At 69.3% G+C, this 21,344-nt stretch carries 19 protein-coding genes; 11 read left to right on the top strand and 8 right to left on the bottom strand.

All coding sequences use genetic code 11. The features are described from left to right. Nucleotides 1-24 precede the first annotated feature (24 nt). The 8 genes from DEJ00_RS16870 to DEJ00_RS16835 all read left to right on the top strand — a co-directional run bounded on the left by DEJ00_RS16870 (nucleotide 25) and on the right by DEJ00_RS16835 (nucleotide 9,478). Nucleotides 25-1,710 (top strand): ABC transporter substrate-binding protein, encoded by a 1,686-nt coding sequence (locus DEJ00_RS16870; protein WP_111058154.1) that lies wholly within the window; start codon nucleotides 25-27, stop codon nucleotides 1,708-1,710. A gap of 34 nt (nucleotides 1,711-1,744) precedes the next feature. Further along, a complete protein-coding gene (locus DEJ00_RS16865; RefSeq protein ID WP_071247140.1) occupies nucleotides 1,745-2,734 on the top strand; it encodes an ABC transporter permease in 990 nt (329 codons plus the stop codon). A gap of 14 nt (nucleotides 2,735-2,748) precedes the next feature. Further along, nucleotides 2,749-3,789 (top strand): ABC transporter permease, encoded by a 1,041-nt coding sequence (locus tag DEJ00_RS16860; protein ID WP_111023919.1) that lies wholly within the window; start codon nucleotides 2,749-2,751, stop codon nucleotides 3,787-3,789. Then, nucleotides 3,786-4,742, top strand: a complete 957-nt coding sequence (locus tag DEJ00_RS16855; RefSeq protein ID WP_051596654.1) for an ABC transporter ATP-binding protein — start codon at nucleotides 3,786-3,788, stop codon at nucleotides 4,740-4,742. The genes DEJ00_RS16860 and DEJ00_RS16855 overlap by 4 nt, the downstream gene beginning before the upstream one ends. Then, complete coding sequence (locus DEJ00_RS16850) at nucleotides 4,739-5,629, top strand: ABC transporter ATP-binding protein (RefSeq protein WP_111058153.1); 891 nt, start codon at nucleotides 4,739-4,741, stop codon at nucleotides 5,627-5,629. The genes DEJ00_RS16855 and DEJ00_RS16850 overlap by 4 nt, the downstream gene beginning before the upstream one ends. Next, on the top strand, nucleotides 5,629-7,752 hold the full coding sequence (locus tag DEJ00_RS16845) for a glycoside hydrolase family 36 protein (RefSeq protein ID WP_111058152.1): 2,124 nt from the start codon (nucleotides 5,629-5,631) through the stop codon (nucleotides 7,750-7,752). Before DEJ00_RS16850 ends, DEJ00_RS16845 begins: the two co-directional genes overlap by 1 nt. A gap of 263 nt (nucleotides 7,753-8,015) precedes the next feature. Next, entirely contained in the window at nucleotides 8,016-8,321 is a 306-nt protein-coding gene (locus DEJ00_RS16840) for a hypothetical protein (RefSeq protein WP_111058151.1), read from the top strand. Further along, a complete protein-coding gene (locus DEJ00_RS16835; RefSeq protein ID WP_111058150.1) occupies nucleotides 8,279-9,478 on the top strand; it encodes a hypothetical protein in 1,200 nt (399 codons plus the stop codon). Before DEJ00_RS16840 ends, DEJ00_RS16835 begins: the two co-directional genes overlap by 43 nt. On the opposite strand, the gene DEJ00_RS16830 is transcribed toward DEJ00_RS16835, so the two are convergent. The 7 genes from DEJ00_RS16830 to DEJ00_RS16800 all read right to left on the bottom strand — a co-directional run bounded on the left by DEJ00_RS16830 (nucleotide 9,479) and on the right by DEJ00_RS16800 (nucleotide 16,060). Next, nucleotides 9,479-10,111 (bottom strand): response regulator transcription factor, encoded by a 633-nt coding sequence (locus DEJ00_RS16830; RefSeq protein ID WP_111058149.1) that lies wholly within the window; start codon nucleotides 10,109-10,111, stop codon nucleotides 9,479-9,481. Further along, entirely contained in the window at nucleotides 10,108-11,310 is a 1,203-nt protein-coding gene (locus tag DEJ00_RS16825) for a sensor histidine kinase (RefSeq protein WP_111058148.1), read from the bottom strand. Before DEJ00_RS16825 ends, DEJ00_RS16830 begins: the two co-directional genes overlap by 4 nt. 29 nt (nucleotides 11,311-11,339) lie before the next feature. Further along, a complete protein-coding gene (locus tag DEJ00_RS16820) occupies nucleotides 11,340-12,137 on the bottom strand; it encodes an ABC transporter permease (RefSeq protein ID WP_071247167.1) in 798 nt (265 codons plus the stop codon). After that, entirely contained in the window at nucleotides 12,134-12,973 is an 840-nt protein-coding gene (locus DEJ00_RS16815) for an ABC transporter ATP-binding protein (protein ID WP_181440221.1), read from the bottom strand. Before DEJ00_RS16815 ends, DEJ00_RS16820 begins: the two co-directional genes overlap by 4 nt. 163 nt (nucleotides 12,974-13,136) lie before the next feature. After that, nucleotides 13,137-13,709 carry a hypothetical protein gene (locus DEJ00_RS16810; RefSeq protein ID WP_111058147.1) on the bottom strand — a complete coding sequence of 191 codons (573 nt, stop codon included), beginning with the start codon at nucleotides 13,707-13,709 and terminating at the stop codon, nucleotides 13,137-13,139. 128 nt (nucleotides 13,710-13,837) lie between these two features. Beyond that, nucleotides 13,838-15,334 (bottom strand): M23 family metallopeptidase, encoded by a 1,497-nt coding sequence (locus DEJ00_RS16805; RefSeq protein WP_181440220.1) that lies wholly within the window; start codon nucleotides 15,332-15,334, stop codon nucleotides 13,838-13,840. Nucleotides 15,335-15,481: 147 nt separating this feature from the next. Next, nucleotides 15,482-16,060 (bottom strand): hypothetical protein, encoded by a 579-nt coding sequence (locus DEJ00_RS16800; RefSeq protein ID WP_111058145.1) that lies wholly within the window; start codon nucleotides 16,058-16,060, stop codon nucleotides 15,482-15,484. Nucleotides 16,061-16,199: 139 nt separating this feature from the next. On the opposite strand from DEJ00_RS16800, the gene DEJ00_RS16795 reads away from it, so the two are divergent. After that, a complete protein-coding gene (locus DEJ00_RS16795; protein WP_111058144.1) occupies nucleotides 16,200-17,132 on the top strand; it encodes an NADP-dependent oxidoreductase in 933 nt (310 codons plus the stop codon). 111 nt (nucleotides 17,133-17,243) lie between these two features. On the opposite strand, the gene DEJ00_RS16790 is transcribed toward DEJ00_RS16795, so the two are convergent. Further along, nucleotides 17,244-18,455, bottom strand: a complete 1,212-nt coding sequence (locus tag DEJ00_RS16790) for a hypothetical protein (protein ID WP_111058143.1) — start codon at nucleotides 18,453-18,455, stop codon at nucleotides 17,244-17,246. 196 nt (nucleotides 18,456-18,651) lie between these two features. Between DEJ00_RS16790 and DEJ00_RS16785 the strand changes: the two genes are divergently transcribed. After that, nucleotides 18,652-18,972: a nucleotide pyrophosphohydrolase gene (locus DEJ00_RS16785; RefSeq protein ID WP_111058142.1), complete on the top strand. Its 321-nt coding sequence runs from the start codon at nucleotides 18,652-18,654 to the stop codon at nucleotides 18,970-18,972. After that, nucleotides 18,959-20,704, top strand: coding sequence for a DUF2075 domain-containing protein (locus DEJ00_RS16780; protein WP_111058141.1), 1,746 nt, complete (start codon nucleotides 18,959-18,961; stop codon nucleotides 20,702-20,704). Before DEJ00_RS16785 ends, DEJ00_RS16780 begins: the two co-directional genes overlap by 14 nt. Nucleotides 20,705-21,344: the final 640 nt, after the last annotated feature.

The following is a 21,344-nucleotide window of genomic DNA, read 5'->3' as shown; positions in this document are numbered from 1 at the left end:
ACGACGCAGACCGAGAGGACAACGATGTTCAACCCAACCCGTTCACGGCTCGCCATCGGCGGCGCCGTTCTCCTCGCAGCCGGCCTCGCGCTCAGCGGCTGCAGCTCCAGCGGCACCGCCAGCACGAACGACGCCGCTGCCTCGACCCTGGTGGCGTACACCGGCCAGTCCGGCGACTACCAGATCAACTTCAACCCGTGGTCGCCGTCCAACATCGGCGGCGTCGGCACGATCTACGAGTCGCTCTTCTTCATCACCAACGTCAACACGAAGGACCCGAAGCCGCTGCTCGGCAAGTCCTACGAGTGGAACGACGACGGCACGCAGCTCACCATCACGCTGCGCGACGGGGCCACCTGGAGCGACGGCGAGCCCTTCACCTCGAAGGACGTCGTGTTCACGCTCGACATGCTCAAGAAGCAGAAGGCCCTGAACTCGATCGGCTACGACGGCACCGCGAAGGCCGACGGCGACGACAAGGTGGTCGTCTCGTTCGACAAGCCGTCGTTCGTGCTCGGCCCGAACCTGCTCGGCAAGACCTGGATCGTGCCCGAGCACCTGTGGAAGGACATCGACCCGACCACCGACGTCGTGCGTGAGCCCGTCGGCACCGGCCCGTACACGCTCGGCACCTTCAAGGCGCAGGCATTCACCCTCGAGGCGAACAAGAAGTACTGGGACGGCGCCCCGGCCGTGAAGACCATCCGCTACCTGTCGCTCTCCGGCAACACCGCCGGCGCCGACGCACTGAAGCAGGGGTCGATCGACTGGCAGACCGGCCCGGTGCCGAACATGGACGACATCCCCGCCAACTACAACGGCTACGACGGCATCACCGTCGGCCAGAACCAGATGGCCCTGCTGACCTGCGCGAACACCGACCTGGGCTGCGCCGGCCCGCAGACCGACCCGGCCGTCCGCCACGCGATCGCCGACGCCATCAACCGGAAGCAGCTCAACTCGCTGGCGTTCGAGAACACCGCGAGCGAGATCTCGCCGACCTTCGCGCTCACCACGACGCAGAAGGACACCATCTCGAAGGACATCGAGCCGGCCGTGATGCCGGAGACCGCCGACACCGACGCGGCCGCCGCGACCCTCGAGGACGCCGGGTGGGAGAAGGGCTCCGACGGCATCTACGCCAAGGACGGCAAGAAGCTGTCCCTGACGGTCGAGGTCGTCACCGGGTGGACGGACTACATCACCGCGATCGACACGATGACGCAGCAGCTCAAGGCCGCGGGCATCGAGCTCAAGGCGCAGCAGTCGTCGTGGAACGAGTGGACCGACAAGAAGACCAAGGGCAACTTCGAGCTCGCGATCGACTCGCTCGGCCAGGGCCCGACGGCGAACCCGTACTACCTGTACAACAACTACTTCACGACGGCCAACACCGCGAAGGTCGGTGAAGCGGCCCCGATGAACATCTCGCGGTACAGCAACCCCGACGTCGACGAGGCCATCGCGAAGCTCGCCACGATCAACCCCGAGGACACCGCGGCGACCCAGCCCGAGCTCGACACGATCCAGGAGCACATCGTCGAGGACCTGCCCTACATCCCCGTGATGACGGGCGGCACGACGAGCGAGTTCCACGCGGCGAAGTTCACCGGCTGGCCGACGAAGGACGACCTGTACGCGTTCCCGGCGGTCTGGGCGAGCCCGGACAACGCCGAAATCTTCAAGGCGCTCAAGCCGGCGAAGGGCTGACACCGATGGGATCGCGACCGAGGGGCACTCGACGATGACCTACTTCCTGCGCAAGATCGGGTTCTACGTCGTCGCACTGTGGGCGGCCCTGACGCTGAACTTCATCATCCCCAGGCTCCTGCCCGGCAACCCGGTGGACATCCTGCTCGCCAAGCTCCAGCAGCGCGGCGGCCAGGTGACCCCGGCGACCCGGGAGGCGTACGAGCTGCTCCTCGGTGGCGATTCCTCGGAGCCGCTCATCTCCCAGTACGGCCACTACCTGGTCAACGTGTTCCGCGGTGACCTCGGCGTGTCCGTCAGTTACTTCCCGGCACCCGTCACCGAGGTGATCGGCAGTTCGCTGCCGTGGACCATCGCCCTGGTCGGGATCGCCACCATCGTGGCCGCGATCATCGGCGTCGGCCTCGGGGCCTTCGTCGGGTGGCGGCCCGGCACCTGGCTCGACTCGTTCGTGCCGGCCACCACCCTGCTCGCCGCGGTGCCGTACTTCTGGCTCGCGCTGATCCTGGTGTACTTCTTCGCCACCGGGCTCCACCTGTTCCCGGCGCAGGGCGGCTACGACGTCATCCTGACGCCCGGGTTCAACTGGGACTTCATCGTCTCGGCGGTGCAGTACGGGGTGCTGCCGGCGGTGACGATCGTGCTCGCATCGCTCGGCGGCTGGCTGCTCGGCATGCGCAACATGATGGTGTCGACGCTGTCCGAGGACTACATCACCACCGCGCAGGCGAAGGGCCTGTCCGACGGCAAGATCCTGCGGAACTACGCCGCCCGGAACGCCGTGCTGCCGTCCGTCGCCGGGTTCGCGATCTCCCTCGGGTTCATCGTGTCCGGCTCCGTCGTCACCGAGCAGGTGTTCTCGTACCCGGGCATCGGGTCGAAGCTGCTGTCCGCCGTGACGAACAACGACTACGCGCTCATGCAGGGCATCTTCCTGTTCATCACCCTGGCGGTCCTCGGCGCGAACCTCGTCGTCGACCTGCTGTACGGACTGATCGACCCGCGCACGCGGGCCCGGAGCTAGGGGAGGAGACGACCATGACCAACATCCAGCAGGAGACCGAGCCCACCATCGGCGCGCTGACCGAGGAGGCCGACAGCACCACGTCGATCGCCACCCGGCGCGCGTCGAAGGGCGGCATCCGCAGGTTCTTGCCCACCCTCACCCCGTGGCTCGTCACGGGCATCGCGCTCGTCGCCGGCGTCACGCTGTTCGGGGTGATCGGACCGCTGCTCGTCGGCGACCCGACCACCATCCGCGACACCGGGCTGCAGGGACCGAGCGGCTCGAACGTCCTCGGCACCACCCAGACCGGTCAGGACGTCCTGGCGCAGCTCGCCTTCGCCACCCGGGGCAGCCTGCAGATCGGGCTCATCGTCGGCGTCCTCGCCACGGTGCTGTCCGCGTTCTTCGGCATCCTCGGCGCCTACCTGGGCGGGATCATGGACGAGGCGTTCTCGCTGTTCTCGAACGTGTTCCTCGTCATCCCCGGCCTGCCGCTCGTCATCGTCATCTCCGGCCTGGTGCCGCGTGAGGCCCGCGGGCTGTGGACCATCGCGGTCGTCCTGGCGATCACGTCGTGGGCCGGGTCCGCCCGGGTGCTGCGGGCGCAGACGATGTCGATCCGCAACCGCGACTACGTGTCCGCCGCCCGGGTCGCCGGCGAACGGCCCTGGCGGGTCATCGCCGTCGAGATCCTGCCGAACCTGCTGCCGGTGCTCGCGTCGCAGTTCGTGTTCGCGGTGATCGCTGCGATCCTCGGGGAGGCGGGGCTGTCGTTCCTCGGGCTCGGGGCGTCGAACTCGTCGACGCTCGGCACGATGCTCTTCTACGCCCAGAACGGCTTCGCGCTGGCGAACGGAGCCTGGTGGTGGTTCGTGCCGCCGGGCCTGCTCATCGCCCTGCTCGGCATGGGCCTGTCCCTGGTGAACTTCTCGATCGACGAGGTCATCAACCCGCGACTCGCGAACGTGCGTGCGCAGCGACGGCGCGACCGTCGTGCGAAGCGTGCGGCCCGCTCGGGAGGCCCGGCCCGCGTCGCCACCGCCGGTCACGACACGAAGGGGGTCGCCCGATGAGCGCCACCGACACCGCACGACCGGTCACCTCCGACGCCACGGGCGACGGCCGCCGACCGGCCGTGCTGACCATCGACCACCTCGACGTCGTCTACGAGACCGAGCACCCCGTGCACGCCGTCAAGGACGTCTCGCTCACCCTGGCGCCCGGCGAGATCCTCGGGCTCGCGGGGGAGTCGGGCTGCGGCAAGACGACCCTGGCGTACGCCATCACCCGGCTGCACCGGCCGCCGGCGAAGGTCACGTCGGGCAGCATCACGTTCCACGACCGCGACGGCACCGACGTCGACCTGCTCGGCCTGCCGCACGAGCAGCTCCGGGCGGTGCGGTGGTCGAAGCTGTCGATGGTGTTCCAGGGGGCGATGAACGCGCTCAACCCGGTCACCACGATCCGCGCCCAGCTCGACGACGCCCTGGTCGAACACCGGAAGGGCCTGCCCCGCAAGGAACGTCGGGCGATCGCCGAGGACGCCCTGCGCCGCGTCGGCGTCGACCCGTCCCGCATCACCGCGTACCCGCACGAACTGTCGGGCGGCATGCGGCAGCGCGTGATGATCGCGATGGCGATGCTGCTCGAACCGCAGATCATGATCATGGACGAGCCGACCACCGCGCTCGACGTCGTGGTGCAGCGGGAGATCCTGCGCGAGATCGTCCGACTGCGCGACGAGCTCGGGTTCGCCGTCGTGTTCATCACCCACGACCTGCCGCTGCTGCTCGAGATCAGCGACCGGATCGCGATCATGCTCCGCGGCGAGGTCGTCGAGTGCGACCGTGCCAGCGTGATCCAGCACGACCCGCAGCACCCGTACACGCGGAAGCTGCTGCAGTCGTTCCCGAGCCTGTCCGGAGCCCGCGGCGCGTTCATCCGCACCGGGGTCGAGGACGGCGCCGAACCCGAGACCGACACCCGGGCCGTCGTGGTCCAGGCAGCACAGGAGACGGACCGATGACCAGTGTGACCGTCAGCCACCTCGGCAAGGACTTCCACACCCGCAAGGGCCTGAAGCGCACCACGCTGCGGGCCGTCGACGACGTGTCGTTCGACCTGCTGCCCGGCCGGACCGTCGCGCTGGTGGGGGAGTCCGGCTCGGGCAAGTCCACCATCGCGCGGATGCTCGCCAAGCTCGAGACCAGGACGCGCGGCTCGATCGACGTGCGGCTCGAGGACGGCACCCCCGTCGAGGGCAGCATGTACCGGCGGCACGTGCAGATGGTGTTCCAGGACCCGTTCGCCTCGCTCAACCCGTTTCACTCGATCGAGCACCACATCGCCCGGCCGCTGCAGCTGCACCACCGGGCCCGCGGCGCCGACGAGACCGCCGACAAGGTGCGGGAACTGCTCGGCCGGGTGAACCTCGACGAGGACTTCGCGTCGCGGCGGCCGCACGAGCTCTCCGGCGGGCAGCGGCAGCGCGTCGCCATCGCCCGCGCACTCGCCCCGGGCGCCCAGGTGCTCATCGCCGACGAACCCGTGTCGATGCTCGACGTCTCGATCCGCCTGAGCGTGCTCAACCTGCTCGGCCGGCTGCAGCGCGAGGACGAACTCGCCGTGCTCTACATCACGCACGACCTGGCGACCGCGCGGCACTTCTCCGACGAGATCCTCGTGCTCTACCGCGGCCGGGTCGTCGAGCGGGGTCCGTCGGACGCCGTCATCCTCGACCCGCACCACGACTACACCCGGCTGCTCGCCGAGGCCGCCCCCGACCCGGAGCGCACCGAGCGCCGGATCACCGCGGGGCCGCCGCTCGACCGGACGAAGATCGACAACACCACCTGCTACGACCACACGGTCGGGGACTGGGTGTCGAGCGAGCCCGCACCGGTCGGGGCGTGATGAGCAACGGGCCGACGTTCGTCGACTGGGTCACCGACGGGTTCGCGGCACGGTTCCGGGTCGGTGCGGACCAGCCCGCGGCGCTCGTGTCGTTCGTGCCGACCGGCGGAGCGTCGGCTGGCGGAGCGCTCGCCGACGGGCCGGACGACCCGCAGCCGCTCGTCGAGCTGACGACGATCGGGCACGGGCGGTTCCCGGGCGGGTTCCGGCACGTGGACTCCACGATCGGGGCGCGACTGCGCCCCGTGTCGCACCACGTGCACGACGACGGGACCGACCTGTGGTTCCGGATCGTGCAGGCGGACGCGGCCACGGGCCTCCAGGCCGAGTCGGTGTTCCGGGCGCGCGCCGGCGTGCCCGCGTTCCAGACGTGGACCGAGGTGTCGGCCGAGCACGGTGAGCACGTCGTCGACTCCGTGTCGTCGTTCGCGACCGGGGTGTTCCTGGCCGACTCGGGTGCCACCGTCGACGAGCTCGCCCTCGTGCACGCCGACAACGACTGGGCAGCGGAGAGCCGTTGGCGGACCGATCCGCTGCGGTCGATCGGGCTCGCGGCGATCGACCGGGAGGCCCAGCACCACCCGCCCCGCAGCCGCGCCGTCGTGCAGAACCGCGGTTCGTGGTCGACGGGCGAGGCGCTGCCGATCGGGGTGCTGCGGGCGGAGGACGCTGTGTCGCTTCCGTACGCGCTCGTCTGGCAGGTCGAGCACAACGGGCCGTGGCTGTACGAGCTCGGGGAGACCCGGCGGCACGCGTACCTGCTGGTGAGCGGCCCCACCGACCAGGAACACCAGTGGACCACCGTCGTCACGCCCGAGCAGCCGTTCACCTCGGTGCCGGTGTCCGTCGGGATCGCCGGGTCGATCGACGACGCCTTCGGGGTGCTCACCCGGCAGCGTCGGGCGTTCCGGCACGTGCGGGAGGCCGACCGTGCCCTGCCCCTGGTGTTCAACGACTACATGAACACGCTCATGGGCGACCCGACCACCGAGAAGCTCCTGCCGCTCATCGACGCGGCAGCCGACGCCGGAGCGGACCTGTTCTGCATCGACGCCGGCTGGTACGCCGAGGGGCACTGGTGGGACACCGTCGGAGCGTGGGAGGAAGCGGCGTCGCGGTTCCCATCGGGGCTCGGGGCCGTCATCGACCACATCCGTGCGCGCGGCATGCAGGCCGGCCTCTGGCTCGAGCCCGAGGTCATCGGCATCCACTCGCCGCTGGCTTCGACCCTGCCGTCGTCCGCGTTCGTCGAGCACCACGGGGTCCGGGTCGCGGAGCACGGGCGGCACCTGCTCGACCTGCGCTCGCCGGAGGCCCGCGCGCACCTCGACGCGGTGGTCGACCGGCTCGTCGGGGAGCTCGGGGTGACGTTCTTCAAGATGGACAACAACACCATGACGGGGCCGTTCGCCGGGATGCTCGACCACCAGCGGGCGCTGCTCGACTGGCTCGACGCGGTGCAGGAGCGGTACCCGGCACTGCTCATCGAGAACTGCGCCTCGGGAGCGATGCGCGCCGACTGGGCCGTGTTGTCCCGCCTGCACATGCAGTCGACGTCGGACCAGCAGGACCCGGTGTTGTCCGCCACGATCGCCGCCGCCGCTCCCGCCGCGATGCTGCCCGAGCAGGCGGGGAACTGGGCGTACCCGGCGCCGACGATGGACCCGGAGCTGTTCACGCTGTCGCTCGTGAACGGGGTGCTCGGGCGGATGTACCTGTCCGGGTACCTCAACGAGATGACGTCGTCGCAGCGTGCGGTGGTCGGTGACGCCATCGCGGCACACCGGCAGGTCCTCGACGTCGTCGAGGCGTCCGTCCCGGTCTGGCCCCTCGGGCTGCCCGCCTGGGAGGACCCGTGGGTCGCACTCGGCCTGCACACCGCCTCGGGCGACCTGTACCTGTCGGTGTGGTCGCTGCCCGGTGCGTCGGCGTCGGTGTCGTTGCCGCTGCCGGCGTTCGCCGGGCAGACGGTGGTCGTCGAGCCGCTGTTCCCGACGGCACTCGGGTCGTGGTCCGTGGCGTGGGACGCCGCTTCGGGCTCGCTCGAGGTCGCGAACGGCGGATCGACCCCCACAGCGCGGGTGCTCCGCGTCCGGTCGCAGGAGGCGGACGCGGAGGCCTGAGCGGGCGCGCGTCGCGATGGCAGGGCGCGCGCCGGAGCGGACGGGAGGCACGGTGCGGGCAGGCACCGTGCCGCCCGTTTCGTCGGTGGTCGCGTCCACGGCGGGGGGACGCGGCTTCGTGTCCGCGCGGTGACGGTTCCGGTTCGGGATCCTCGGGGATCGTGAACCAGAACCGTCAGGAGCGCTGCAGGACGGGATCCCCGCTCGTGCACAGCGCCGTAGGATCAGAGCAGGGGAGTTGCGGAGAACCGGGGGAGTCGAGCGTGAGTGCACCGATCTGGCTGATCGCGATCGGCGGGGTGTTCGTCGTCCTCGGCGGATTGGCGTACGCCGGACTCTGGCGGTCGTGGATGCGACGCAGCACGCCGGCGATGCCCTTCGGCTTGTTCTGGCTCGGGCTGGCGCTCGCCTGCGAGGGCGTCGCGGCGTTCTGCTTCAACGGGCCTGTGGTGCTCGCCCTCGTCCTGATGGTGGCGTTCGTGCTGTGCGGCGTGCTCGGGATGTGGTTGCTGTTCGGCGGGGCTCGGTGGGCGACACCGCGGTGGTCGCGACGGGCGGCTCGCCGATGACCCGGCACGTGCCGTGGGACCCCTGGCCTGACGTCCGCTGGGATGCACTGGCCATCGTCGACGGTCTCGTGTTCGAGGTGCCGGAAGGGTGGACGGCCCGTCCGGTCGAACCGGGCATCCGACTTGAGCGCGACGACCACGCGGTGTCCATCGACGTGCGGTCCTTCTCCGGTGATCCGACGGCGGAGGTCGTCCGGCGACTCCGGGACCGACCGGACGCCCTCGTCCTCGAATCCACGGACGCCCGGGTCCTCGTCGCCCTGCCCGAACCGGACGACGTCGTCATCCGTGAGCTCCGGATCCTCCGCGATGTCCGGGTCCGGGTCGCGGTCGAGTGCTCGGCCCGTGACTGGCCTGGAGCCGCCGCGGTCGTCGACGGGCTGCTCGACTCGCGGTGGCGCCGTCCCCTCGACGAGCCGTCGACCGGGAACCGCGCGCTCGCCGCAGCCGCCGGCCCGGGTGCGACCCTTCCGTGGCGCACTCCCGTCGGAGTGCTCGACCAGCTGGTGCGATTCCGGGAGCGCGGCATGGTGCCGGCAGCGGCGCGACGCTCGGGGACCGGGGTCGCCGCGCGAGAGCTCGGGTTCGTCGGGCGTTTCGGTGGCCTCACCGACAAGGGCCACGAACTCGTCGGCCCGGTGGTCGATCACGATGCGCTCCTCGTCGTCGAGTCGAGTGACCCCGCGAGCGACGCTCCGCCACTGCGCTGGGCGTGCTGGATGCAGGGCCAGAAGTGCGTCGTGCGTGCCGGCCACGAGGACGGTTCGGAGTCGCTCGGTGTCGTTCGTCCAGGATCCCTCGTGGCACACCTGCTCCGGTGGCTCGATGTCGACCCCGTCGAATCGGTCGGCTCCGGTGAGCCGGTCACGATCACGACGGCGCAGTACGAGGACCGATCCGGCCCCTGCCCGAGCGACGTCGTGTGGTTCCGGCGTGCCTGGGCGGAACCTCGGTGGCGGTCCGTGAACGGCTGGAGCCACCAGGCCGGGAAGGGAGTCCACGGGCTGTTCGTACTGGGTGTCGGTGCGCTGACGAGGGAGAGCGGTGACGGAACGATCACCCTGCGTCCGGAGCGCACCGCGGTGGTCGTTCGGGGTGCTGTCGAGGGAGTGAACGCGTTCGTTGGTCTCACCGACGGCGCCCGGCAGCAGCGCTGATCAGGGGAGGAGCTGGAGCTCCATCGCCCGGGTCACCGCACGGGTGCGGTCGTTCACGCCGAGCTTCTCGAAGACGTGGCCGAGGTGCGTCTTCACCGTGGCCTCGCTGAGGAACAGCGCGCGGCCGATCGCCGGGTTGCTGTTGCCCTGGGCGACGAGGCGCAGGACGTCGAGCTCACGCGGGGTCAGGGTCGGGCCGGCGGCGGCGGGGAGCGAGCCCGTCGCTCGGCGGACGAGCGCTGCGGCCGCCGAGGGCGCGAGTGCCGTCTCACCCCGTGCGGTCGCCCGGACGCCGGCGAGGATCTCGGACTCCGGGGCGGCCTTGAGCAGGTAGCCGGTGGCGCCGGCCTCGATGGCCGCGAGGATCTGGTCGTCGGACTCGTACGTGGTCAGGATCAGGACGCGGACGCCGGGGTCGGCGGCGAGGATCTCCGCCGTCGCCGCATCGCCGTCGAGCACGGGCATCCGGAGGTCCATGAGCACGACGTCGGGGCGTTCGGCCAGCGCCACCGTCACCGCGGCTCGGCCGTCGCTGGCCTGGCCGACGACCTCGACGTCGTCGGCGTCCTGCAGCAGGGCCACGATGCCCGACCGGACGATCGGGTGGTCGTCGGCGACCACGACGCGGATCACCGGGTCACCTCCGCCACGGGCTGACGACCGACGGCCTGGAGGCCCGGCTCGGGTCCGGTGGGCAGGCTCGCGTCGACGACGGTGCCTCCGCCAGGGCAGCTCGTGATCGTGCAGGCACCGCCGGAGAGCGACAACCGTTCGTGGAGGCCCCGGAGACCGTGCCCGGCTGTCGGGACGCCGGTGTCGAACCCGACGCCGTCGTCGGTCACACGGACGCCGACCTGTCCGGGCGCGTGCTGCAGGACGATGCGGACGGAGCCGGCATCGGCGTGCGCACGGATGTTCGCGAGGGACTCTTGGACGACCCGGAGCAGCACGACCTGGGCATCGCGGTCGAGCGGGCCGTCGGTCGCGTCGACGGCGACGGGCGTGCCGGTCTCGCGGGTGTAGCGCTCCGCCAGACGGTGCAGGGCCCCGGCCAGGCTGCCGCTCGTGGCACCGGCGACCCCGGCGGCGATGAGGGCGCGGGAGTCCTCGAGCGCCGCTCGTGCCGACTCCTCGAGGACCGCCAGCCGTTCGTCGAGTGCGGCACCGCGGTCGTTCGCCAGGTCCTTGCGGGCACGTTCGGTGAGCATGACGATGCCGGCGAGGTTCTGCGCGACGGTGTCGTGGATCTCGCGGGCCAGGCGCTCCCGTTCGCTCGCGACGCCCGCGCTGCGGTGGGCATCGGCGAGGGACTGCTGGGTGGCGCGGAGTTCGTCGAGGAGCTGGCGGCGCTCCTCGGACAGGCCGGCGACGCTCGAGATCCACACGCCCATCGCGCAGGCACCGATCACGCTGATGCCCTCGATGAGCACGGTGCTGACGAGGGCGTCCTGGCCGCCGGAGACCTGCAGGCCGATGCCGCTCGCGACGCCGACCGCGACCGAGAGCAGGACGGCGGTGCGGACCCGTTCGGACTGCACCCAGACGAGCGGGAACGCGATGCACTGCACGAACGCGGTGCTCGGCACGACGGCGGGCAGCACCAGGGCGGCGACGAGGACCAGCGGCAGGAAGGCCGCGGCGGCACGGCGGCTGTCGTAGCCGCGGTGGCCGAACACGGCGTAGGCGACGACGAGCACCACGACCGCGGTGTAGGCGGGCCAGCGGATCGACCACGGGGACCACCCGAACACGGTGATCACGGCGGTGAGGAGCATCGTGGCCGCGAAGAAGACGTGCAACCACCGGTTGCGCATCCACGTCTCACCGCTCATGTGCCCAGCATCCCACCAGCGGGGCGCCATCAGGCGTCCTTGCGGTTCCACCGGAACGTCAGCAGGCAGGCCACCGTGCCCAGGACCAGCCACGCTGCCAACACGAGGGCTCCGAGGGCGAGGTGCCACGCGCCTCCAGGCTCACCCGACTCGAACGCACCGGGCAGGAAGACGGACCGCATGCCGGACGCCATCCAGCGCAGGGGGAAGACGGACGCGACGTCCTGCAACCAGGTGGGGAGCTGCGTGAAGGGCAGGTAGACGCCGGAGATGAACTGCAGCACCAGGACGATCGGGACGATGGTGGCGGTGGCGCGCCGGCCCTCGCGGGGGAGCGCCGAGACCGCGATGCCGAGGACGCAGCTGGTGGCGATGCCGAGGACCATCACCCCGGCGAAGACACCCCAGTTGCTCGCGTCGGTCGGCAGGTCGACGCCGAACACCAGGCTCGCGATCGCCAGCAGCAGGGCCGTCTGCACGAGCGTGGTGACGAGGACCATGCCGATCTTGCCGACGAAGTACGACAGGACGGGCAGCGGTGTGCCGCCGAGGCGCTTCAACGTGCCGTCGCTGCGCTCGGTGGCGATGTCGACGCCGAGCGACTGCGTGCCGGAGAGCAGGATGCCCGTCGCCACCAGGCCGGGCAGGTAGTAGGTGGCGTAGTCGACGCTGACGTCGGGGCCGGCCTGGATGTCAGCGGCGCCGGAGAACGCCACCGAGAACAGCGCCAGCATGATGATCGGGAACAGGAACGTGAAGAAGACCGCGTCGGGAGCGCGGAAGTAGGTGCGGATCTCGTACGAGATGCGGCTGGTCGCTGTCTTCACTTCTGTCCCACCATGTCGAGGTAGACGTCCTCGAGGGACGGACGGATGACTTCGAGGTCGTGCATGGGCGAGGTGCTGCTGCGGATCAGCGCCGTCGGGTCGGTCGTGCGCTCGTTGTGGTGTCCGCCGTCGTCGTCACGCCAGCGGACCCGGGGCGTGCGGGCCTCGGCACCGCCGATCTCGTCGATGGGTGCGAGGTCGAGGAGCTTCCCGTCGGCGATGACCGCGGCCCGGTCGGCGAGCTGGGCGGCTTCGTCGAGGTAGTGCGTGGTGAGCAGGATCGTCGTGCCCTCGTGCTGCACCCGGCGCAGGAGATCCCAGAACTGCCGACGGGCCTCGGGGTCGAAGCCCGTGGTCGGTTCGTCGAGGAACAGGACCTCCGGGCGGCCGATGATGCCGAGGGCGACGTCGACGCGGCGGCGCTGGCCACCCGACAGTCGGCTGATGCGGGTGTTGCGCTGCGTCTCGAGCCCCGTCGCGGTGAGGAGCTCCTCGACGCTGCGGTGCTTCGGGTAGAGCGTCGCGAAGTGGTTCAGCTGCTCAGCGACGGTGACGTTCGGGGACTCCGCGCTGGTCTGCAGGACGATACCGATGCGTGCGTTGTGGCTGCGGCTCGTCCGTGCCGGGTCGTGACCGAGGACGCGGACCTCGCCGGCGGTGCGGGAGCGGTACCCCTCGAGGATCTCGACCGTCGTGGACTTGCCGGCACCGTTGGGGCCGAGGAGCGCGAAGGTCTCGCCGTGTTCGATCGTGAAGGAGACGTCGTCCACGGCACGTTTGCCGGTGGCGTACTGCTTGCCGAGGTGCTGGACCTCGATGGCGGGGGACTCGGGCATGGGCCCAGCTTCGCCGCCGGGGCGCCGTGGGGGATCGACCGGGGCGGTGGTGTCGGCATCGTCCGATCGGGGGATGGTGCCGGCGGGGAAGGTGGTTCGGTTTCCGGCCGTGACGGTTCTGGTTCGCGATCGTCGGGGATCGTGAACCGGAACCGTCAACGTCTCAGTACTGCGGCCGGATCCAGTCCGTCGGCGGCACGAAGCGGGCGCGGGGCAGGACCTCGTCCGGCTCGGCGGTCCGCACGCTCGTGATGATCGTGGCCTCGCCGTGCTCGTACGAACGGCGAGCGATGCCGTCGCGCTCGTCGATCACCAGCGTCGAGCGGGACGCCGGGTCCTCATGGTGCTCGAACGTCAGCAGGATCGAGTGCTCGCCGATGTGCTGGATCAAGATCGGGTGGACGTCGTCCGTGGCGCGACCCCACCGGAGCATCAGATCGGGCGCTGCCATCCGGACGACGGGGGACGAGACCATGCCCCGGGCGAACGACACGTCGATCGGGCCGTCGTCGGGCTCGTGCAGCACGCCGTCGCGGTAGGAGACCGGCTTGGCACGCTGTCGGACGAGCGTCCAGGTCTGCGCGGGCTCGTCGATGTCGACGCGGAACTGCCAGGACTTCTGCCTGGGCTCCTGGTGGATGCCCTCGAGGACGTACCGGGCCGGTCGGCGGAGGGCGGCGAGCTCCTCGGCGATCGCGGGACCGTCGGAGCGGGTGAGGAGATCGTCGAAACGCACGGTGCCAGCATGGCGCAACACGTGCCGGGGACGGCACCCCGTGACGAGCTGGAGGCGCGGGTCTGGGTGGTGCGACATGACCGTGCCCGCCGATCGTGGTGATCGGCGGGCACGGCCGGGCAGAGGGATCAGCCGATGCTCGGGCTCGCGGTCATCCCGACATCGCCCGTGTGGGCGAAGCCGTCGGTGCCCGCGGTTCCGACCCACGTCCACAGTGAGCCGGTGTTGGCCTGCACGGCGACGGCGACGTCACCGCCGACGGTGTCGACGGCCGGGCTGGTGCCGACCTTCATGCCGACGCCCGCGGTGTGTGCGAAGCCGGCGTCACCGGGCGCACCGCGCCAGGTCCACAGGTCGCCGGTGTTCGCCTGCGCCGCAACGGCGAGCTGGGAACCGACGAGGGTGATGGACGGGTTCGTGCCCGCCTTCATGCCCAGCGCGGTCTCCTTCGCGAGACCCGCAGTGCGCGGCGTCCCGCTCCACACCCAGAGCTTGCCGGTGTTCGCCTGCGCCGCGACCGCGATGGTCGAGCCGTTGACGCGCGTGACCGAGGGGCTCGTGCCGTCCTTCATGCCGAGACCGGTGTCGGCCGCGGTGCCCTTCTGGGCTGCGGTGCCGTACCAGGTCAGCAGCTTGCCGCTGTTCGCCTGGAACGCCACGGAGACGCCGCTGCCGACGGTCGTGATCGACGGGTTCGTGCCGGCCTTCATGCCGTAGCCGGTGGACATCGCCGTCCCGGCCGACCCGGGCGTCCCCGTCCAGGTCCAGAGCTCGCCGGTGTTGGCCTGGAACGCGACCGCGTACTGGCCCCCACCGAGTGAAGCGATCGCCGGGCTCGTGCCGAGCTTCATGCCGACGTTCGCCGAACCCGCGGTCCCCGTCTGCCCGGCCTTGCCTCGCCACGTCACCAGCGAGCCGTCCGGCGCCGCGAACGCGGCAGCGGAATCGGTGCCGGTCGAGGCGATGGCGGGCGACGTGCCCTCCTGCACGGCTCGCCCTGAGTTCGCGGCGAAGCCTTCACTGCCCGCCTCGCCGGTCCACGTCCACAGCGTGCCGGTGTTGGCTCGGACAGCGACGTGCGACTGGACGATCGTGCCCGGGAAGTTCGGGAACGACCACGGGATCGGTGTGCCCTGGCTGACGGAGCGACCGCAGGTGAAGTAGTCGTTCAGTCCGGTCTGACTCGTTCCGTCACGCTTCACCTCGAAGTGCAGGTGGTTGCCGGTCGAGTTGCCAGTGGTCCCCACCGAACCGATCCGCTCGCCCTTCGTGACGGTCTCCCCGACCGAGACGAGCGGGCTGCCGTTGATCATGTGTCCGTAGAGCGTCTGGTAGCCCGCGCCGTGGTCGATCACCACGTAGGTTCCGTAGCCGGTCGTCGCCGAGCTGTTGATGACCGTGCGGACCGTACCGGCCGCGCCCGCGACGATCGACGAACCACCCGAAGCGGCGATGTCGATGCCCGAGTGCGGCGTGCCATCGCAATGGGCCCCCACGTACCCCGTCACCGTTCCGGACGCCGGCACGATGACATCCCCCGTTGCTGCCTGCGCTGGTACCACAGCGATCAGGCTCAGTCCGGCTGCCAGGGCAACCGTCGCCGACAAGGCGAGAATCTTCTTCATGTGTTTCCCCTCAACGACCGCCGACGGTGGCGGCCGTTGGAACTCTGTCAGGGAGTAGAACACCATTTCCACCCCCCGATCGGGCCGAGGGGTCTGCGGGGCGTTCGTACTGCCGATCGGGGATCGTGAACCGGAACCGTCAACGCCTCAGTACTGCGGCCGGATCCAGTCCGTCGGCGGCACGAAGCGGGCGCGGGGCAGGACCTCGTCCGGCTCGGCGGTCCGCACGCTCGTGATGATCGTGTCCTCGCCGTACTCCGAGAAGCGGCGGGCGATGCCGTCGTGTTCGTCGATCACGAGTGTCCCGCGGGTCGCCGGGTCCCCGCGGTGCTCGAAGGTCACCAGGATCGAGTGCTCGCCGATGTGCTGGACCAGGATCGGGTGGAAGCTCTCGGAGCCTCGTCCCCAGCGGAGCATCAGGTCGGGCACGGCCATCCGGACGACGGGTGCGTCCGTGGTGCTGCGGTCGAACGGGGCGTCGATCGAGCCGCCGGGGTAGACGTCGTCGTGCAGAACCCCTTCGCGGAAGCTGACGTGTTCACCGTCGGACCGATCGAGGGTCCAGGTCTGCGCGGGCTCGTCGATGTCGACACGGAACTGCCAGAACTTCTGCCGGGACTCCTGGTGGATGCCCTCGAGGACGTACCGGGCGGGTCGGCGGAGGGCGGCGAGCTCCTCGGCGATCGCGGGACCGTCGGACCGGGTCAGGAGTTCGTCGAAACGCACGGTGCCAGCATGGCGCACCACGTGCCGTGGACCGCACCCCCTGACGGGCTGGAGGCGCGGGGCGGGGTGGTGCAGGGCCTCCAGGCCGTGGGGTGGTCGCGTCAGGTTGCGTCAAGCAACGTGCGCGTAGACCGGGAGGATGCAGGTCGTCGGAGTCGAACAGTTCGGAGGGCCCGAGGCCCTCGCAGTCCACGAGGTGCCGGAGCCGCACGCCGGTGCGGGGTCCGTGCGGATCCGGGTGCAGGCGTTCGCCGTGAACCCGACCGACACGGGGGTGCGTGCCGGGCAGCGGGACAGCTCGCAGGCTTCGCCGCCGTACGTGCCGGGGATGGACGCCGCCGGCGTCATCGACGAGGTCGGGCCCGACGTCACCGGCTGGCAGGTCGGCGACGAGGTCATGGCGATGGCATTGCCGCTCAGCGCCCACGGTGGCGCCTACGTGCAGGAGCTCGTCGCGCCGGTGGGGTCGTTCGCACGGATCCCTCGCGGGACGTCGATCGAGGCTGCGGCGACCGTGCCCATGAACGGGCTGACGGCGTTGCAGATCCTGTCGCACGCCTCGCTCGCACCGGGGCAGACGCTCGCCGTGACCGGGGCCGCTGGGCTGCTCGGGAACTACGTGGTGCAGCTGGCGAAGGCCGCCGGGCTGACCGTGATCGCGGATGCTGCTCCGGCGGACGAGGCACTCGTCCGGTCGCTCGGGCCGGACCACGTGGTGCCGCGAGGTGCTTCCTTCGCCTCCGCTGTCCGGGAGCTCGTGCCGGACGGGGTCGATGCGCTCGCCGATGCTGCCGTGCAGCGCGACGAGGTCGTGGACGCCGTTCGGGACGGGGGAGTCTTCTTCGACGTGCGGGGGTGGCAGGGCAATGGGGCTCGGGGGATCGAGTTCGTGCAGGTGATGGTGTTCTCGGAGTACCGGTCGTTCGACAAGCTCGAGCAGCTGCGGCACGCGGTGGAGAGTGGGACGTTGTCGCCGCGGGTCGCGGAGGTACTGCCGGCTGCGCGGGCTGTGGAGGCGCATGAGCGGTTGGAGGCTGGGGGGACGCGGGGGCGGTTCGTGCTGACTTGGTGAGTTGATGACGGTGTGATGGACGGGAGGCGCGGTGCCGGGTGGTGCCGCGCCTCTCGTCAGTCAGTCGGCCGCTGCTCCTGATCGGCTCCTGTCGGGAGACCCTTCAAGTGCTCACTCGCTAGGAGCCGAGGACTTCCGCGAGCGGAAGAGGCCAACGACCTTGCCGCCCACTGCATCAGCAGCTCCGGCCACCCGGCCGCCGACCTGCTTGGCCGCAGTGAGCGCCTGCGCTTCATCGGGCACCCCGTCGCCGTCTAGATCGACTCTCCGAAAGACCCGGGTGGCGGTGCTCGCCGCACCAGAAACACCCGTACCGACTGCTCCAGCAGCCCCACTCACCCAACTACCGGTCGACCGCGCAGCATCTTCCAGCGCTGCCAGAGCGCGGCTCTCGGAAGCCGCATCTTCGGAGTCCGTATCGGCTGAGATCGTGAGGTGTTCTGGGAACGTCTCCGGCGCTTCGGGGAAAGCGGTGCGGGATGACTTCACAACGTCGCGCCCGAACACGAAACGGGCGACTCCGCCCGTCACCGCGCCGACGCCGTACTCGACGGTCGCGCGCTGCTTGCCGGTCATCCCCTCGCGGATCGGGTCGAGCTCGCCGGTCTGGATGGTGCGGACGAGGCTCTGGGCGGCGCCACCCGGCAACGCGTTGGACAGCGTGGAGGCCCAGTGCGACCAATCGTCCCGACCCGCAGCGATCGCCTGGCCGGTACCCACCGTGCCGCCCGCGGAGACCTCAGCGACGTCATTTGCCATCGCAGCGATCTGCTGCTGGCTCACTCGCTCGTTGGTGAGGCCGAGGATCAGCGCCTGCGCCTGGTCCTTGTCGAGGTCCATGTCGTGGACGTCGGCAAGCGCGAGACCGAAGACTGCCGTGATCTCGAACTGCAGCTGCTGGTCTCCGGCAGGAAGTAGTCGTGCCGCCGCGCCCCGAGCGCCGGTCTGAGCGGCGTTCTTTGCGAGGTTCTTGGCAGCCACCTTCATGGCACCCTTCGTGCCGGCCTTCGCTGCTTGTGCGCCCGCGCTCTTCGCTCCGGCGACGGCTGGGCCCGCAACAGGAATCGAGGCAATCGCGATGTCCGCTGCGATCGATCCCACCGTGATCGCGGCCCCTGCCGTCGTGATCGACGTCGTGTAGTGGCGCTCGAGCATCTGGACGATGTCTGCGGGAGTTGCCGAAGGGTTTCGACGGCGGAGCCACTTCACGTACTGCCGGGCGAGGGCACGACGGCCGGTCACGGCCTTCGCGATGTTCCGAGTCACGTCTTCCTCGGGGACCTCGGCTTCGAGGGTCACGTCGGCAGCGTCGGGTTCGGTCATGTTCGGTTGTCCTCTTGCGTGAGCCGCGCTCGGGTACGCGGTGTTGGTCGACATCGTCGCATGAACCGCGGACCTTGCGAAACTCCTGCTTGACTCCGCGCTCTCGGCGGACGCTTGCCGCCCACGGAGCCCGGTTCGCATCGCGTCAGTGGGACTTGGTTCGGGGCAATCTTCGCTGGCCTGCTAGCGTGCGGACATGGCGGATGAGGGGCTACGCGAGGAACTCCGTGAGTTCGTGGCGGAACGCGACTGGGCGCAATTCCACTCGCCGGAGAACCTGGCGAAGAGCATCTCGATCGAGGCAGGGGAGCTGCTCGAGTGTTTCCAGTGGACGTCTGAGGCCGATGTGGCGCGCGTCCGTCTCGAACTCGCCGACGTCCTCACCTACTGCCACCTACTCGCCGATCGACTCGGCTCCGATCCCGCAGAGATCATTCGCGAGAAACTCGCCCTCACTCGGGACAAGTACCCGATCGATCAGGCCCGAGGACGAAGCACGAAGTATGACCAGCTTTGACATCGCGCAGCTCCCGTTCAACGAGCGGCATCTGCGGCTGTGGCGCGAAGAGGACCCTCGGTTCCTGAACTGGCCCGTCGTGTACATCCTCGACGACGGCAAGCGTGTCTACGTCGGCGAGACGCTCAACACTGCGTCACGCATGCGGCAGCACCTCGATTCCGCAGAACGGCGGTCGTTGAAGGCCGTGCGCCTAGTACTCGACAGCACCTTCAACAAGTCCGTGTGCCTGGACCTGGAGTCGCAGCTGATCGGACTGTTCGCTGGAGACGACAAGTACACCGTCCTCAACAGCAACAAGGGTGTCGTCAATGCGGACTACTACGACCGTGCGCGGTACCGAGAGACCTTCGAGGAGATCTTCGAAGCGCTGCGCGAGCAGAAGCTCTTCACACGCAGCATCGCCGAGATCGAGAACAGCGAGCTGTTCAAACTCTCCCCATTCAAGGCGCTCAACCGTGATCAGGCCGTCGTGATGGAGGACATCCTCGAGGGGCTGTTCGACGACCTATCAACGGGCGCAGGCAGCACGATCGTCGTGCAGGGCGACCCGGGGACAGGCAAGACGATCGTGGCCGTCTACCTGCTCAAGTTGCTCCGCGACATCGCGAACGGCGTCGGGGGCGACGAGGTGGACGGGGACTCGATGTTCTCGGACTACTTCACCGAGGAGAACCGTGGGCGCCTGGCTGACTTCCGAGTCGGCCTAGTCATCCCGCAGCAGGCGCTCCGCGCGTCCTTGAAGCGCGTGTTCCGCAAGACCCCTGGCCTCGAGAAGATTATGGTGCTCACGCCGTTCGAGGTGGGGAAGAGTGCTGAGAAGTGGGACCTGCTGGTCGTTGACGAGTCGCACCGGCTGAACCACCGAGCGAACCAAGCATCCGGACTGCAGAACAAGAGCTTCGGAGAGATCAATCAGCAGCTCTTCGGCGCTGATGCTGACCACTACACCCAGCTCGACTGGATCCGGAACCAGAGCAGACACCAGATCTTCCTGCTCGATTCGGAGCAGAGCGTGCGCCCAGCGGATCTTCCGCAGGACCTGCAGAAGGACCTCGTGGACGAGGTGAGAGAGCAGCACCGCTACTACCGGCTCTTCACCCAGATGCGCGTGCAAGGCGGAGCCGACTACGTCTCATACGTCCGCGCTGTCATGCGAGGAGAGTCGCCCGACCCACGGTCGTTCGGCGACTACGAGCTCCGGATGTTCGACGACCTAGGGGAGATGCACGATGCCATCCGGGCGCGCGACGACGCAGTGGGCCTCTCAAGGCTCGTCGCGGGGTACGCGTGGGAGTGGAAGAGCAAGCGTGATCGCAGTGCGATTGACATCGAGATCGATGGACGCCAGCTGCAGTGGAACCAGACGCAGACCGACTGGATCGCCTCACCCGGCGCGGTCGACCAGGTCGGCTCGGTCCACACCGTGCAGGGATACGACCTTAACTACGTCGGGGTGATCATCGGGCGCGACCTGCGGTTCGACCCTGTCTCGATGGAGATCGTGTTTGACCGATCGAACTACTTCGACAAGAAGGCCAAGGAGAACAACCCTCGCCTTGGGATCACATACACCGACGTCGATCTCGGTCGCCTAGTATCGAACATCTACTCGATTCTGCTGACGAGGGGTGTCCAAGGCACTTTCCTCTACGTCGTCGATGCTGAGTTGCGCGCACATCTTGCGCGGTTCTGCAACTCGGACCTTGGCCGAGGTGCCAACCGCGCGTAAAAATCTTATATTAATCGGGTAGCCCGCACGAATCTCCCTGACAGGATTCGATAGAAGGATCGGACCAGGGGAAACGAGTGCAAACTCGCTACTTCGAGCATTCGAGAAGAGCCCATCGGGCACAGAACGTCAGTAGCGCCGCTTGATGCAGCAAGGGGACTGACTCGAGACCGAACGTTTGTGTACGCCTCCTTGTTTTGCGCATCTGGGTCGCCATTGGCCGCATGCCTGTGAGGGATCAGGACGGGCGGCCGATCTCCAGCGCTGCTTGCGAGCCGCAACGGCGGCGCGAAGAACCCCAAGCAAGCCACCCCCGAACGGCCGGACGTTGATGTAGCCTCAAGTCGTGGTACATGTGAGCCGGCTAGAACCGGGACGCCAGCAGATTCGCGCGCACAAGACGTCCATCCGTGCCTTCGTGCAGAGGGTGGTGGCCGAGGATGGAACCGCGCGCGTTCATCTGAGTACCTTCGGCTCACCTGAACGCGAGTCAGCGCCAAAGAGCAGCCAATCGTTACAGTTTGACGAGCGATCCGCCAAAGAACTGGTCAGATACTTCCATGAGATCTTCGGCGAGGACCTGGGGAGTGCGCCCGAAGAGCCTGGGTCCGCGGACTATCGAGACGGAGACGGGCGGCGG

Source organism: Curtobacterium sp. MCLR17_039 (genome assembly GCF_003234745.1).
GTDB lineage: Bacteria > Actinomycetota > Actinomycetes > Actinomycetales > Microbacteriaceae > Curtobacterium > Curtobacterium flaccumfaciens.
The sequence above is the reverse complement of the archived record's forward strand: the minus strand, read 5'-3'. Positions and strand labels throughout refer to the sequence as shown.

What these genes read in the sequence shown, in the direction of transcription:
- DEJ00_RS16870 (WP_111058154.1), top strand. Translation starts at nt 25, where the DNA reads ATGTTCAACCCAACCCGTTCACGGCTCGCCATCGGCGGCGCCGTTCTC.
- DEJ00_RS16865 (WP_071247140.1), top strand. Translation starts at nt 1,745, where the DNA reads ATGACCTACTTCCTGCGCAAGATCGGGTTCTACGTCGTCGCACTGTGG.
- DEJ00_RS16860 (WP_111023919.1), top strand. Translation starts at nt 2,749, where the DNA reads ATGACCAACATCCAGCAGGAGACCGAGCCCACCATCGGCGCGCTGACC.
- DEJ00_RS16855 (WP_051596654.1), top strand. Translation starts at nt 3,786, where the DNA reads ATGAGCGCCACCGACACCGCACGACCGGTCACCTCCGACGCCACGGGC.
- DEJ00_RS16850 (WP_111058153.1), top strand. Translation starts at nt 4,739, where the DNA reads ATGACCAGTGTGACCGTCAGCCACCTCGGCAAGGACTTCCACACCCGC.
- DEJ00_RS16845 (WP_111058152.1), top strand. Translation starts at nt 5,629, where the DNA reads ATGAGCAACGGGCCGACGTTCGTCGACTGGGTCACCGACGGGTTCGCG.
- DEJ00_RS16825 (WP_111058148.1), bottom strand. Translation starts at nt 11,310, where the DNA reads ATGAGCGGTGAGACGTGGATGCGCAACCGGTGGTTGCACGTCTTCTTC.
- DEJ00_RS16815 (WP_181440221.1), bottom strand. Translation starts at nt 12,973, where the DNA reads ATGCCCGAGTCCCCCGCCATCGAGGTCCAGCACCTCGGCAAGCAGTAC.
- DEJ00_RS16805 (WP_181440220.1), bottom strand. Translation starts at nt 15,334, where the DNA reads ATGAAGAAGATTCTCGCCTTGTCGGCGACGGTTGCCCTGGCAGCCGGA.
- DEJ00_RS16795 (WP_111058144.1), top strand. Translation starts at nt 16,200, where the DNA reads ATGCAGGTCGTCGGAGTCGAACAGTTCGGAGGGCCCGAGGCCCTCGCA.
- DEJ00_RS16790 (WP_111058143.1), bottom strand. Translation starts at nt 18,455, where the DNA reads ATGACCGAACCCGACGCTGCCGACGTGACCCTCGAAGCCGAGGTCCCC.
- DEJ00_RS16785 (WP_111058142.1), top strand. Translation starts at nt 18,652, where the DNA reads ATGGCGGATGAGGGGCTACGCGAGGAACTCCGTGAGTTCGTGGCGGAA.
- DEJ00_RS16780 (WP_111058141.1), top strand. Translation starts at nt 18,959, where the DNA reads ATGACCAGCTTTGACATCGCGCAGCTCCCGTTCAACGAGCGGCATCTG.